Source organism: Vagococcus sp. WN89Y, from assembly GCF_052220145.1.
Taxonomy (GTDB): Bacteria; Pseudomonadota; Gammaproteobacteria; order Enterobacterales; family Enterobacteriaceae; genus Kosakonia.
Window position 1 is genome coordinate 1 of sequence record NZ_JBQPOM010000008.1, and the last position, 14,962, is coordinate 14,962.

Annotated in this window: 10 protein-coding genes and 3 pseudogenes; 9 read left to right on the forward strand and 4 right to left on the reverse strand. The window is 41.2% G+C overall.

Features of this window, described 5'->3' with window-relative positions; all coding sequences use genetic code 11:
* Positions 1–189 (forward strand): annotated as a pseudogene (locus ACTU3N_RS01555) (IS3 family transposase); the annotation flags it as partial.
* Here ACTU3N_RS01555 and ACTU3N_RS01560 read toward each other — a convergent pair.
* The 4 genes and pseudogenes from ACTU3N_RS01560 to ACTU3N_RS01575 form a co-directional block, all read right to left on the reverse strand.
* A pseudogene (locus ACTU3N_RS01560) lies at positions 180–763 on the reverse strand (IS110 family transposase); the annotation flags it as partial. The pseudogenes ACTU3N_RS01555 and ACTU3N_RS01560 sit on opposite strands and share 10 nt — an antisense overlap.
* A gap of 1,618 nt (positions 764–2,381) precedes the next feature.
* On the reverse strand, positions 2,382–3,233 hold the full coding sequence (locus ACTU3N_RS01565) for a helix-turn-helix domain-containing protein (protein ID WP_443084391.1): 852 nt from the start codon (positions 3,231–3,233) through the stop codon (positions 2,382–2,384).
* 102 nt (positions 3,234–3,335) lie between these two features.
* Positions 3,336–3,686 carry a hypothetical protein gene (locus ACTU3N_RS01570; RefSeq protein ID WP_443084392.1) on the reverse strand — a complete coding sequence of 117 codons (351 nt, stop codon included), beginning with the start codon at positions 3,684–3,686 and terminating at the stop codon, positions 3,336–3,338.
* Positions 3,687–3,713: 27 nt separating this feature from the next.
* Positions 3,714–4,019, reverse strand: a complete 306-nt coding sequence (locus ACTU3N_RS01575) for a helix-turn-helix transcriptional regulator (RefSeq protein WP_443084393.1) — start codon at positions 4,017–4,019, stop codon at positions 3,714–3,716.
* A gap of 849 nt (positions 4,020–4,868) precedes the next feature.
* On the opposite strand from ACTU3N_RS01575, the gene ACTU3N_RS01580 reads away from it, so the two are divergent.
* The 8 genes and pseudogenes from ACTU3N_RS01580 (at position 4,869) to ACTU3N_RS01615 (ending at position 14,381) form a co-directional block, all read left to right on the forward strand.
* Positions 4,869–5,741 carry a RepB family plasmid replication initiator protein gene (locus ACTU3N_RS01580; RefSeq protein ID WP_443084394.1) on the forward strand — a complete coding sequence of 291 codons (873 nt, stop codon included), beginning with the start codon at positions 4,869–4,871 and terminating at the stop codon, positions 5,739–5,741.
* Positions 5,742–5,818: 77 nt separating this feature from the next.
* A pseudogene (locus ACTU3N_RS01585) lies at positions 5,819–6,900 on the forward strand (IS3 family transposase).
* A 482-nt stretch (positions 6,901–7,382) separates the two neighbouring features.
* Complete coding sequence (locus ACTU3N_RS01590) at positions 7,383–7,940, forward strand: fimbrial protein (RefSeq protein ID WP_443084395.1); 558 nt, start codon at positions 7,383–7,385, stop codon at positions 7,938–7,940.
* A gap of 70 nt (positions 7,941–8,010) precedes the next feature.
* Positions 8,011–8,715 (forward strand): fimbrial biogenesis chaperone, encoded by a 705-nt coding sequence (locus tag ACTU3N_RS01595; protein ID WP_443084396.1) that lies wholly within the window; start codon positions 8,011–8,013, stop codon positions 8,713–8,715.
* Positions 8,715–11,228: a fimbria/pilus outer membrane usher protein gene (locus tag ACTU3N_RS01600; protein ID WP_443084397.1), complete on the forward strand. Its 2,514-nt coding sequence runs from the start codon at positions 8,715–8,717 to the stop codon at positions 11,226–11,228. The genes ACTU3N_RS01595 and ACTU3N_RS01600 overlap by 1 nt, the downstream gene beginning before the upstream one ends.
* Positions 11,229–11,252: 24 nt before the next feature.
* On the forward strand, positions 11,253–12,263 hold the full coding sequence (locus ACTU3N_RS01605; RefSeq protein ID WP_443084398.1) for a fimbrial protein: 1,011 nt from the start codon (positions 11,253–11,255) through the stop codon (positions 12,261–12,263).
* A gap of 78 nt (positions 12,264–12,341) precedes the next feature.
* Positions 12,342–13,325, forward strand: coding sequence for a fimbrial protein (locus ACTU3N_RS01610; protein WP_443084399.1), 984 nt, complete (start codon positions 12,342–12,344; stop codon positions 13,323–13,325).
* A 78-nt stretch (positions 13,326–13,403) separates the two neighbouring features.
* Entirely contained in the window at positions 13,404–14,381 is a 978-nt protein-coding gene (locus ACTU3N_RS01615) for a fimbrial protein (protein ID WP_443084400.1), read from the forward strand.
* Positions 14,382–14,962 lie beyond the last annotated feature (581 nt).

Below are 14,962 nucleotides of genomic sequence, written 5' to 3' on the forward strand. Positions count from 1 at the left end.
CTTTTTCCAGCTCCTGAAGCGCGAACGGATAAAGAAAAGGTCTACGGAACGCGGGAAGAAGCCCGCAGCGATATTTTTGATTACATCGAAATGTTTTATAACAGTAAACGCCGGCATGGTTCTGGCGGTCAGATGTCACCGACAGAATATGAAAACCAGTATTATCAACGACTCAGAAGGATACGCTGACAGGTTTCTGATTGCATGAACACAACATCGATTTCTTTATCAAAAAAGTTTATACGACGACCAAGGTCGTTAAAGAGATCACTGAGTTCTGCAGTCGTTCTGCGCATAAGGGGACTCAGACCATTTTCAACATCTTCAGTGATAAGAGGAACAGCACGACGAACTCTTGAGACTGCCGCAGTACGGTGATTGACAATATACTGCCTTGCACAGTGCAGGGGCTGAATATCCTGCTGTTCAGGGCTTTTCGGCGGAACAAACAGCATCGTAGATTGCATCAGAGCCACAGCTATCGCTCGCGCATCATTGTCGTCATTTTTTACCCACGGACAAAAGGTTTTACATACTGAGGGCTGATGACCTTTACTTTATGCCCCAGTTTCTCAAACTCACGTTACCAGTAAAATGCCCTGTGGACGCTTCGATCCCAATCAGACGGGCCGGAATATTCACCACTGTCTGGAGCAGTTCTTTTCGCCCCGTACGTTTTGAATAAACCGGCTTGCCGGCCTGGCTAAACCCCACGGAGCTGAAAGAGATTTGCCAGATCAATACCCAGAAATACGATATTTATGGTGACTCTTCTGCTGAGCATATTTCGTACAGTTAACCGCAGAGAAGGGAGGTATACCATTCTATTGACTGGTGCAAGAAACTTAATGGCTGAAAGTATCTGAAGTAAAATGCCGGTAAAATAGTAAAGGAGTGGCAACAGAACGCTTTTCGCTTCGCCCTCCTGAAGTCCCTAATCTTACCTAATCGTTGGGTTTCGTTATGGATGAACTGACCACTGCGCGAAGGATCGTGAGCCTGACCTGCGTGGCTGATTTCACGAAGAATGTTTGAGAGTGACTGCTACTTTTAGCAAATCGAGCGTTCAGGACGCACATATTCGGGGTCAGGGTCATATCCCGTGGCTATCTGGCAACGATTAGAACAGGTCAGGGGGCGTTCTGCCGTACACTGGACCAGCAGGCTTTTGAGCATGGCGTGGAGCGACTTATTCGACCGGAAAAATCAACACAGAACGTATAATGCTCTTACCGACCCAAGAAAATGATAACCAATATCAATTGGTGTGTTAAATTTTGTGTCTTTGATGTTTTTATATGTGCATAAAAAAATATGCAAAAATTACAATTTTATGGTATATAAAGGCGGTGTGAACTTATCCGTTTGCGCTAAAAAATAAAATTAATCAATATATATTATTTTGCCTCCTAATTTGTGCCGGAGGCTTTTTTTCTTTTACAAGAACCATTAAATGTGATTAAATTTTAAGATTATAAATTTTTAATGCCAAAACGCTATTTTATGAGTGTTTGTTCACTGCCTGATATTTTGAATATGTATAAATATTTCACATTACTTTTTCTGTCTGTGGATATATTCATACAGACGCCCCCCACAACCGCAAAGTACTAAACAAGCGTAATATATGCAACAATACTCTGTCGGTCCTGTCATGAAGTCATATTCGAGGCAAATTTTATTTAGTCAGATATTTTTTACTTCCCCTGCTTATATTAATTTTACTGGTTCGGGTAATGATATTACTACATGGTACCATCGGATAAATTTTTGATAGAAAGTGATAAGCTTAAAACTACAACGTTTTTACATACAAGGGAAGTACATTTTTATGTATAGTGTTTCACTACTAAACTTAGTTAGTCCCAGACTGAAACAATAGATACTGAAACTTCTCCCTGTTATTATATGTGAAGATGAAAAGCCATTTTTGTTAATTATGCTTAAAATAAAAGCACTATCGATCGTATTAGCTGGATATATAAATGCTATTTCTGGCAGATAAAAATAAGCATCAGTCAAAACCGATGTTGATATCTCTTTCTTTAGGGGCAAGTTAATATTCTTGATTTATTTCAAGATATATAGTTGTGTTAGAACACTTTGATTTTTAAAACAATGCATTACCTCCTGTAAGTGTGTTTATGGAAAAATAAAAAAGCCAAATTATATATAACAGCCAATCGTCTGGAATGACATTTATTATAAAATCAAAAAGATAACATTGTAAAATATCAAAAAAAAACCAAAGTATTATATTGGATAAAAAAATCACAATAAATAACAAAATAGCATACCGCATTAAAGTCCTCTAAATTTTATGGTGTATGGCTTAGCGTATCATTATATGAAATAAATAATTTATTACAATAAAGTAACATTTACCTAATGACAGGGATGTAATAATCACAATAAAAAAGAGCTGTATCACTTAATGAAATTTCATCAGAATAATTAAATACTTCTATATCCCTTGCATTCCTTCTCTTTAACTTGTAACCAGGAAGAACGTGGCGATATAGTCTGGAAATTAAAATGCCATATTCTTTCCATGTTCCGTAAAACGTTGTTTTGAGGTATAAACCCGGCGTTATATTTTTCTGCAAAAGACATTGATGGGGACGATGTCCCGAATTTTTTGTGCCTATAAAAGCGGTCACAGATACTAAGTTTTTGTTAGTGTGTGAGGGGCGTTTATCAACCAGACTGAATATAGTATCTTGATATATTTCAAAGTTTTTTATGATAAGCTCAATATGTAACGGATTGATCTCATTAATGTGATGTGTAAAACATGTGTCATAATTTACTTCATAACCAAATAATTTTTGCTCATTAAGATTATCAAACAGAATCTTCGGTAGTTCTGGTAAGTCGAATTCAAAAGGTACTATATAGGAAGAGAAGTCCCATAAATCTTGCTTTCTGAAGGTGTTTGGTGGTACTCGGAACATTTTTTTAAATTCTCTGCAAAAAGATTGTTGAGAGTCGTAATTTAGTTGGTATGCAATCTGTATAATAGGCTGTGATGTCATTTTTAGTTTTGTCGCTGCGATACATAATCGCTGTTGTCGGATGTACTTCCCTAAAGTTGTTCCGACTATTTTTTTGAACATATTGTGAATATGTCTTTGCGAATACCCTGTATAGTCTGCGATTTCTTTGATTTTTAGTGGTTTATCACAATTACTGTCTATCCACCTAACGACTGCATTCACAATTTCGATATCCAATTTTACATCTCAGGTTGAGTTATGGGTTCAAAGTTTAAGTTCTTAATGTTACCAATGTCAGATTGCGAAGTTCTTCTTTGTGCAGTAATCAAGGATTGCCCATTACAGCAAATTTTTCCTGATTGTAAGAAATTCCCGAATTAGTTTTTTAAGCGTAGGCAAGCTCCTTTCTCCATCAACAAAAAAAGGGCTGCTTTTGAAATTTATTTTTTTTATTTTTGATGGTGACAAGATAAGCACTTCTTTTTTAGTTTTAAGTGCTGCAATTTCCGCATTCAGCATTTTATCGCACCACCCCATTAATGGTATGCTACTTGCTGCGAGAATTACTTTCTCTCCTTTGGATAGATCGCTTAACTGACTCGTTATTATAGAGTTGTAACCCAACTCATTGATAATAGACTGTATCCCGAGTTTTTCATAAGTGTTTTCTCCGTATATAATGATTAGCATAAATTATTACTCCATGATTTTTCATGGTTATATGTTTTTTTCAATTTTGACTCTCCCCTGGATAATTAAATCTCTGTACAAAGTAAGGTCGTTTAATACACCTAATTTGCTGTATAGTTTTTTCTTTTGGATCGAAATGGTTTGAGCTTTTTTCTTCTTTAGTATACTTATTTCGGATACTGTCATTCCCCAAAGCAAGTAGTACAGTACAGTCAATTCTGACTTGCTTAGATGAGGTAGATTCATAACAGTAATTTTTGCAAAATTATGATTTCTTTCAATAAGAAAGCTGGTTTCGTTTTTCAGGAAGAGATTGATTGGTATACGATTCATGGTTTTCTTCAAAAATTTTGAGGAAATATTTTCTTTCCAGGTTAATCAGGAGGTGATTAGTAACACCTAATTGTTTTGAACATCTTTCCGTATTGATTCACAGTGCTGGAAATTCTGATTGTTGAGATAATGGATTATGTCTCTGTATTTCATCGTTAAGACTTTTTTGGTTCTTGGTTGTTAAACATATTGTATGCAATGATTTGTTTTGTTAAATATTGGATGATGTTAATCGAGATGTTTTTTTAAAACTTAGCTTTTTCTGCACCACGTAATTTGTTCGGATTTTTTCTGGTTAATTTTTAAAACTTCAAAAAGTAACGTATCGGATGCTTGTTATTGAGTCATCGGATGATTTTCTTACGTCTTTAGATGCGGTTCTTCTCTCTTTTAGTGAACATATTCTGTTTGATAAATTTTTTGAGAGTAAGTTGTACTTATTCGTAATTTTAGAGATTGATGATTAAAAAAGTTAATAGCTTCAAAACTTGTTTATAGAGACTAAATTTGATTATTTTATTTTGTTCTGAATTTTTATGTGGGGGAAATAAAACCATAGGAGAAGGCTATTCTGGGTAGTTATCCACATATCCACTGACCAGATCCAATAGTTAATCCTAATTAACCCTATTGATCCTAAATGATCCTGGCATCGCGCAAGCACAGATCTGATAAGGCTTCGCGGTAATATCGGGTGTGTCGAAACGGGAAAAAGGTGTGTCGAAACGGGGAAAAAGTGTGTCGAAAAGGGAAAAAAGTGTGTCGAAACGGGGAGGGGGTGTGTCGAAAAGGGAAAAGGCGGTGTTTATCAACCGATGATATTGCTCACTGGTAAGGGATGATATTCTGTTGAATAGTAAGATCTTTATTAGCGATGTTCTTGGTAAGGATGCAGAGGCTGATAACCATAAACTCACAGTAACAACTAAAGCGACTGTTCAACCAGTTGCTTTAATGCGCCTTAATGTATTTGTACCTTCCAGCCGCTCTGACAGAGGTGAAATAGTTTCGATTGATGCATCGTCAGAGTTAAAAGATTTGGAATTTTCACGTCGGGAGGGATATGACAATATACGCATTACGGGTGAGCGCCTTAGCATGGCTATTGACTTCAAGGTCTGGATTGGAGTGATACAAGCCTTTAGTAAGTATGGTTTAAGAACAAATAGTATCTCACTTTCTTTTCGTGAATTCGCTCAGATGAGTTGTTTTGAATCAAAGCGATTCGATCGTCGTCTTCGGCAGAACATTGCTGATGCATTATCACGTATTCGCGGTAAAACGATTACATTCACTAAAACCGGAGGAGGTGGTCCTAGGCGTGTCGCGGTCACTGGTTTGTTGAAAACGGGTGGATTTGATTATGAAAGCGATAACGTTGAACTTGAAGCAGACCCTCGTTTATGGGAGCTGTATCAAACGGACTACACCGTATTGCTGCGTTATAAACCTATAACGGCTCTCACGCGCAAAGAGGTTGCCCAAGCCATGTATACTTTTATTGAAAGCCTTCCGTTGAATCCCGCACCTGTGTCTTTTGGAAGGATCCGGGCGCGACTTTCTTTGTTATCGCCGGTAAAAGAGCAAAACCGGATCATAAAACAGGCACTACAACAACTCGAGTCGATTGGTTATCTTGAGCACTCAATAATACGTAAAGGAAAGGAGTGTTATTTATTCATACATCATCGTTCAGCAAGTCTTAAGGCATTGAAAAACTGACCCTGACCCGAAATCCTGCGCCATTCAGAAACAGAATTCCGGCATGATCCATACTTCCCTGAACGGAGGTTGTGCCGATGAAAAAATCACGATTCACCGAAGAGCAGATTGTCTTTGCCCTGAAGCAGGCTGAGCTGGGTACGCCGGTGCCGGAGGTCTGCCGTAAGCCTGGTATTTCCGATGCCACGTTCTGTACGTGGCGCAAGAAATACGGCGGTATTTCACCCTCAGAGCTGAAGCACATGCGCCAGCTGGAAGAGGAAAATCTGCGGCTGAAGAAACGGGTGGCCGATCTGAGCCCCGACCAGGCGATGCTGCAGGACGTGCTGGCAAAAAAGAACTGACGCTGGCACGGCTGCGTGAATGGGGCCGGGAGCTGCAGGTCTGTTTTGCGCTGCGGGTCAGCCGCAGTTCGTTTCGTTACCGCTTCGTGGCGGCCGATGACAGTGCCCTGCGCCTGCGCATCCGTGAGATCACGGAAAGCCGTGTGCATTACGGTTACCGGCGGGTTCACATCCTGCTCAGGCGGGAGGGCTGGCGGGATAGCCATAAACGCATTTACCGTCTCTGACGTGAGCAGGGCCTGTTCCTGCGTCTCAAACGTCCCCACCGGAATAAATCGGCACAGCGCTGCCAGCCACAGCCTCAGGTTCTGTATCCGAATCATGTCTGGGGTATGGATTTTGTCTCCGATGCGCTGTTTGACGGCCGCCGGTTACGTCTGCTGACGGTGATTGCTCTCTACACGCGCGAATGTCCAGGGATCTGCGTGGGCCAGAATCTCCGCTCTGCGGAGGTTGCAGGGATGCTGAACACCATTGCGCTCAGACGTCCCTTACCCCAGTTGCTGAAAACTGATAACGGGTCTGAATTTGCAGGAAAGATGCTGGACAGGTGGGTGTATGAACGGGGGATACGTATTGACTTCTCGCGCCCGGGAACGCCAACAGATAATGCGACGATGGAGTCCTTCAACGGCAGGTTGCGTCAGGAGTGCCTGAACGAGAACTGGTTCATGCCGCTGGAGGATGCGCGGTGCAAAATCGAGGACTGGCGCATACTCTATAACCAGAGGCGTCCCCATTCTGCACTGGGCTGGATGACGCCATCTGAATTTGCTGAGAAGTCTGCCGGTTGCCAGAATATGCAGCCAGATTGAAGCCGGTTATTCCGATTACGGCTGGATCAGATTCGGGGTCAGGGTCAAAACTAATCCCATCAAAATTATATCCGGGGGAAGATAGGGGGCACCCCGATGCTTTTTTATTTCCCACTCCCGCCCACTCCACGAATTCATTACACTCCCACCAAGACAATATCTTATTTATTAGCTTTTATTTTTGATGTGTTCTTAATATTCTTAATATGTCTCAAAGAGAAGTGTTATCAGAAACTTTTATTTGGCACTAAGTATGACTAATGCTATATTCATAAAAAATATTTAATTAATAAATTTTTTATAATTTAAAAAGCTGCTGTTGCATTGATATTCATAATTAATGATCCGTAGGTATTAGCAAACTAAGATTAGCAGCCATGCTTCATGCTGTTCACTAAGAAGCAGCATAAAACATGCATGCTGTTTCTTAGTGAATCTTCCAAGATTCAATATGCTTTAATAATCGCTTTAAGGATATAGCTATGAAAAAGGATATTACAGCAATAGCACTGGCCTCAGTACTGGGTGGCCTTATTTCTTCCTCAGTGTATGCTGCCGATGGTACGATAACGTTTAATGGACAGATTACGAATACATCGTGCCAGGTTAACTTAGCATCCCCTGGTACAGCTGCCGGGCAAAATCTTGTGGTTGAAATGGGCGTTCACTCAAGACTCAAAGTAACCAACGCAGGCGATATTTTGAGTCAAAAGCCGATTTCTTTTGCAGTAACAAGTTGCCCAACTGAAGTCACACAGGTAGCCGTTACGCTGGAAGGTACAGCTGATACTGACGATGCAACAGCGTTTAAAAATACGTTCACGCCTGGTGGTGGCCAGCTTGCCGCAGGTGGCGTTGCCTTGAAGATTCTTGACAATGCAACTGCGGTAACTCCTGGTTCAACTACCACATTTGTTAATGTCGCGAATCAACAGACACAACTTGATTATACGGCGCAATTTGTTGCAACCAAAGCTCAGAACGACGTTTCGCAAGGTAGATTCCAGACCGTCGTGAATTACACAATGAATTACCAGTAAATTAACCAACGCCCGGAGGGAATACTCCGGGCCGTACCAGTAATTTATATTCCTCCATAAGGCCTTGTCTATGCAACGCGTGTTCTTGGGGATCGTTTTTTTATTTTTTATTTCTTGTGCTCAGGCAGGGGTCAGCATTAGTGGTACCCGTGTTATATTTGATGGTGGAAAAAAAGATACCTCATTAATTGTTTATAGCGATGAAAAGGATACCACCCCACACCTTATACAATCGTTTGTTGATGATGCAGGTGAATTAGGGGGGAAACCATCCGGAAAGAAACTGCCATTTATTGTTATCCCGCCTCTATTTAGACTTGAACCAGGAAAAGAGAACGCGATCCGGATTGTCAGGGTTGGTGGTGGGTTACCAGAAGATCGTGAATCGGTTTTTTGGCTGAACGTTAAAGCTATTCCGGGAACGAATAAAGATACGGCGATGAAAAATATTCTGCGGGTGGTTTTAAAAAACAGAATAAAATTATTCTACCGCCCGGCGAAGCTGGTAAAGTCGTATGAAGAAGAGGATTTTTCTGGTCTCTCTTTTACCCGTTCAGGCAGTACGCTTATTGTAAAAAACCCCACACCATTTTTCATTACTTTTGGGGAATTACGGGTTGGAGCAATAAAAGTAAATACAGATTTTATAATGGTGCCCCCTAAAGGTGAGGCGCGTTATTTATTGCCAGCAGAAGCAACGGGTACCGTGGCTGAATGGACGTATCTGAATGACTATGCCTCGGCTTCGGAAAAAATAAAAAGTGAGATCAAATAATGCGACTCTCCCGCAACGTACATCACTTTTTTGCCCTGGTTGCTACACAAGGCATGATAGCTAACGCCGGGGCTGAAGATGTCTACTTCGACCCGGCAGCCATTGAATTTCCCAACACAGCATCCAGATCGGCGGTTGATCTTACTATTTTTGAACAACAAGGTAAGCAGCTACCCGGCACATATCTGGTTGACATAGCAGTAAATAATGACCCGAAGGGTAGCCAGAGTATCACCTTTGTAACTATGGGGGATACCCTGCAGCCGTTGCTTACTCCTGCACAACTAGCAAGCTGGGGGATTTTGATTGACCGGATCCCCGGACTGCAGAATTTACCGAAAGATGTGGCGCTCAGCCAGCCTCTGGCAAATTATGTTCCTGATGCAAAAACCGTTTTTGAATTTGCAATACAGAAACTTTATATTTCTGTACCGCAATTGTATATGAATAAAAACCTTCGTGGCCTGGTGGACAGTTCCCGGTGGCTGGATGGTCTGCCGGTTTTTTTCAGTACTTATGGTCTTAGCGGCGCTCATACAAAAAATGAGGGCGCCGCCGGTACTAATAGCCTGTTTTTGAGCCTGAATAATGGCCTTAATCTTGGCAAATGGCGCCTACGTAACACAGGGAGTGGAAGCTGGGATCGTCAGAAGGTTAATGGTGAGGAAAAAATCATCCGGCACTGGAATAACAATGAAACGGTGCTATTACGTGATATTGCCTCCTGGGAAAGCCGTTTGGCCATTGGCCAGATGCATACGCCTTCAGATGTATTTGACAGTGTATCTTTTACCGGGGCGCAGCTCGCCACAGAAGACGGAATGTGGCCAGATAATATGCGTAGCTTTGCCCCCGTTATCCGTGGCATTGCAGCGAGCAGCGCAAAAGTCGCGGTCAGGCAAAATGATTCTCTGATTTATGAAACCTGGGTGCCCGCAGGACCGTTTGAAATTACCGATTTACCGCCCGGTGGTGGTAACGGTGATCTGGAAGTCTCTGTCACGGAAGACAATGGCAGAACAACTCGGTTTACGGTGGCGTATTCCAGCCTTGCGGTATTATTGCGTGAGGGGCAATATCGCTATGCATTCAGCGCAGGCCAATACCGGCAATATGGCCAGGGAGATGAGCCGGAGTTCGGCCAGTTCTCGCTTATGTATGGTTTTCCGGGCAATATCACCGGTTATGGTGGCAGTCAGCTTGCCAGTAACTATCAGTCTTTTGCGCTCGGTACCGGTATTGATATAGGGAAATGGGGGGCACTCTCCTCTGATGTCACGGTCGTGCGAACAAAACGGGATAATCAGTCGCATCAACAGGGTCAGTCTTATCGCCTGCAATATTCAAAAAATATGCTTGAAACAGGTTCTACCCTGACGCTGGCAGCCTATCGTTATTCCACCCGTGATTATTACACTTTCAGCGAATATGTGAATTACAGAGAATCACCATATTTGCAGGACTACAGACGCAAGAGCCGCTGGCAGGTTAATATTCAGCAGCGGATGCCAGGAGATAACTGGGGTTCATTGTATTTAACCTGGTTTCGGGAAAATTACTGGCGGAGCACAGGAAATGAAGACCACTTTAGCAGCGGCTACAGTAACAACTGGCAGGGAATAGGATATAACCTGAATTATACTCATTCGCGGCGTCCCTATTCCGGTGATGACCATCAGTTTGCACTGAGTGTAAATGTTCCGTTATCGCGTTTTTTGCCCTCCAGTTGGGCAAGCTACAGCGTCAACACCGGCAGCGATGGCTATGCTAACCATCAGGTGGGGATTTTTGGCTCGGCGCTGGAAAATAATCAATTGAGTTATTCGGTCTCACAAAGTTATGGCACAAAAGGTGTAGGTTATAGCGGTAATGCAAGCGTGGGTTATACCGGTGCCTATGGTGATATCAACGGCGGGTATAATTACAGCCACAAAACACAGCGTCTGAATTATGGGGTGCGTGGTGGTGTCATGTTGCATCCGTGGGGGTTAACACTGGCGCAGCCAATCAGTGGCCAGATGACGCCAGCGGCACTTGTGAGGATACCGGGTGAAGCGGGTATTCAGGTTAATAATTCGACAACCAGTACCGACTGGCGCGGCTATACGGTAGTGCCTTCGCTGATGGCCTACAGAAATAATACAATTAGTATTAATACTCAGTCGTTAAGTGATGATGTGGCCATCCCTTACTCTATGGTACAGCTTGTGCCGGATGCAGGGGCCGTTGTGCTGGCTGAGTTTACGGCATTTCGTGGCAAACGTGCGCTGGTACAACTTAAAACAATAAATGGCAGCTATGTTCCTTTTGGCGCAATGGTTACTGTGAACGGGGAAGAGAATAATGCATCTATTGTTGGTGATAACGGCGAGGTTTATTTAACCGGGTTAACGACAGACGGAACCCTGACAGCAAAATGGGGTAATGGAAGCTCTAAGAATTGTACTACCCCTTATTCTCTTGCAGATAAAAAAGACGCTTCAGTATATCAATTCAATCTGCAATGCAGATAGTAATTATTTAAAGCAGGGCTTTTTATGAATAAAGGGTTTGGTATCTTTGGGGGAATGATCTTTATGTTAATTTCAGTTGAATGCAGGGCGGATTGTACTGAAAAACTGGATGGATTTCCGAGAACTAATATCGGTGGACCTTCGACACTGCTGGTTCGCAAAAATACCAGTGTTGGGACGGTGCTTTTTTCTGTACGTGGCTACTTAAACAATAATACGGGTTATATAGAATGTACGGGAAATGTTACTAATCAATTTTATACTTCATTTGACAACACGGCGTATATCAATCACCCCATTAAGAATGGGGTGATTGATACAGATGTTCCTGGCATTGGTGTCAGAACCACGACATCCTGGACAGTCACGACAACGCCTGCGAATTTAAATATAAATTTGGGGGGGCAGGATATTATCCTGGAGGGTGACGGGCCAAGAGTTACAACGAATTTTACTACCTCCTGGCGGTATCAAGTCAGTTCAATGTCTGTCCTGTATGAGATAATAAAAACAGGAGATGTTACCCAGGGGGGGGTAATAAATAAAACCACCATCGGACTGATCAGGCTATATGTCCATGCCAATGGAACAAATTATTATTTCCAGGAAGCGCAAACGGCCTCGACAATAATTGTTACCCCCGGCTGTGAAGTGGTTGGTAATGCGGATAAAGTCATCTCTTTTGGCACAGTAGTGAATAAAAATCTGAGTACTCTTTCAAATACGGCCATTCCTGGCTCTGAGCGTGAATTATCGGTTGAACTGAAATGTAACGCAGGTACCAAAGTTGCTGTTACTTATGACAGTTCAGACAAGGATCTGAACTATAGAAATGCTGTGACAAACCGGGGAACAGCAAAGGGAGTGGTGGTATATTTTGATAATATCGGTGAGCTGGGGCAGCAAAACATGGTAATAAACAGTGCCAATGAATCGGAAGTGATCAAACAGACAGTCAGTTTGTACAGGACAACAGACGCATTCAGTGCAGGCACGATTTCCGCACAGGCTAACTATACACTGAATTATGAATGACGGCGTTTAACTAATATATATCTGGTATACCAGTTTGTTATGTTGCTCGGGAGATTACTGTTTACAGACAGGTGTTTTATGTATAAAAATCCAGGGATGTTGATAATAATTATTTTCGCGTGCTTAGTCACATCCGGTGTTTATGCTAAGTGTAATCAGGTTAGAAATTTTACAACGACAGAGTTTAGTTTGCCTTCGGAGATAGTTGTAAAAGGAGATCTCAGTGTCGGCAGTTTAATATATCCATCGCAACGAGTGAATATGTATTCTGGACCAGCGGTGGTAATTATAAATGATTGTACTGGATCTGGTATGTATGGAGGGTTTGAAACAACTTATGCCTATACGCCATTTTCTGCAAATTTAATTAATAATAATATTATACAAACAAATATACCCGGAATAGGCTTGAAAACGATAATTACGTTAAAAAGTTATGCGGAATCAATGAATAACCTTCCAACTCCAGCATCTTCCATAAAGCAATCATATGGATACTGGCATTATAGTGGTGATGTATTTGTTGATGTTCAGTTAATAAAAACAAGCGATCCAGTAGGGGCCGGGGAATTAAATGCCGGTGAGTTTATGCGGGTTGGATGGAAATCAACGGATGACCAGTTTTGGCTTGACAGAATAGTAAGTCGTGGTGTTGTTAAAATAGTTAATGCAACTTGCAATATTATTGGTAATGCGGATAAAGTCATCTCTTTTGGCACAGTAGTGAATAAAAATCTGAGCTCCCTTACGGGTACCATTCCTGACACAGATCGTTATATAAATATTGAACTGAAATGTACACCAGGAACAAAAGTAGGTATTACTTATGACAGTACAGACAAACATTCTTATTTGCAAAGTAGTGTGATCAATCGAGGGACAGCAAAAGATGTTCTGGTACTTTTTCAGGATGGTATTGGCAAGCTTGGGCAACAAAATACAGTAATACAAAGTTCCGGGGAAACAGAAGTAATTAAACAGAGAGTTTCTCTTTACGCTTATGGGAGTCCTACTCCGGGGTCCATTTCTGCTCAGGCTACTTATACACTGAATTATGAATGACGGCGTTTAACTAATATATATCTGGTATACCAGTTTGTTATGCTGTTCGGGTGATAACTGTTTACAGACAGGTGTTTTATGGATAAAACAATAAGCTTGTTGGTGATAAGCATTTCTCTTTTTATTTCATGTAAAAGTTTTGCAGCATGTACCAGTTTTATGGCTACCAAGACGATAAATTTTAGTTTACCATCTTCTTTGGTTGTACCAGACTCTACCCCAGTAGGTTCTCCATTTTATACCATGGCAGTAACCGTGGCGACTGACTCTCCACGAATAGCTGAGTGTACAGGAAGCGAATACTACCGTATATATACGGGGTATGATTATTCCGTTTTTTCTGGCAATCCCATTAATAATTATATTATAGATACAAATATTCCGGGTGTTGGACTAAAAACAATAACTCATGCGCCAAATGTTGTCACAATTCCGCTTAATAATGTTCCAACACCTGGATATTCTGCTCAGGCATCTGGATACGGAGTTTGGATGCAAGGTACAACAACTGTGACTGTCCAGCTTATTAAAACAAACAGTTCACCACGCTCTGGGGATCTATTGACCGGCGCGTATATGACTATTGGTGCGGAACAGTTTTCGGTTAAACACTCTGCCTTTTCTGTCAGTAATACAGTTCCTACCAGGATAACAGGTTCTACACATAGTTGCGATATTGTTGGTAATGCGGATAAAGTTATCTCTTTTGGCACAGTAGTGAATAAAAATCTGAGCTCCCTTACGGGTACCATTCCGGATACAGATCGTTATATAAATATTGAGCTGAAATGTACACCAGGAACAAAAGTAGGTATTACTTATGACAGTACAGACAAACATTCTTATTTGCAAAGTTGTGTGATCAATCGAGGGACAGCAAAAGATGTTCTGGTGCTTTTTCAGGATGGTATTGGCAAGCTTGGGCAACAAAATACAGTAATACAAAGTTCCGGGGAAACAGAAGTAATTAAACAGAGAGTTTCTCTTTACGCTTCTGGAAGTCCTACTCCTGGGTCAATTTCTGCGCAGGCTACTTATACGCTTAACTATGAATAATAGCATATAATCTGTTATATCACGTTTAATATGTTAATAATGACACAACTCTTTACAAATAGAGATTGTTATGAATATAAAAACTGGTACAGGTTAATAACCTGTATTCCTTCATATATCAATTGGTCTGCACATCTGACTAGTAGTGCGAAAAATAATCAATTAAATCTGTCAGGGTGTTTTAGTAAACTCCGCAAAGAATATGCAGACACTAACTGCTTATATATTCTGTCACAGTGACGGTTTCTGTGTTCACGCATCTCCGCTATAAAATTTCCCTTAAGATTCAATTTTTCAGAATGTATATGAATTATTTAGATATTCACTTTTACGTAAAAATAGCAATAATAGACATTATCAATCACCCATATCATGGTGACAGATTTAAATATACAGGATTCTGACGAATGAAATAATACTACAGATATGAAATATTATGCTGTTACAAAAGTTGTTGTTACCTGTGACAGCACAAAAAAGTATTGATATGAAGAGGGCGCTGTTTATTTAGCAGTTATCTGAAAATCGGGGTAATTAAGTACGCTGATAAACAACGTAAGCAAATCAGAAGTAATTAATAA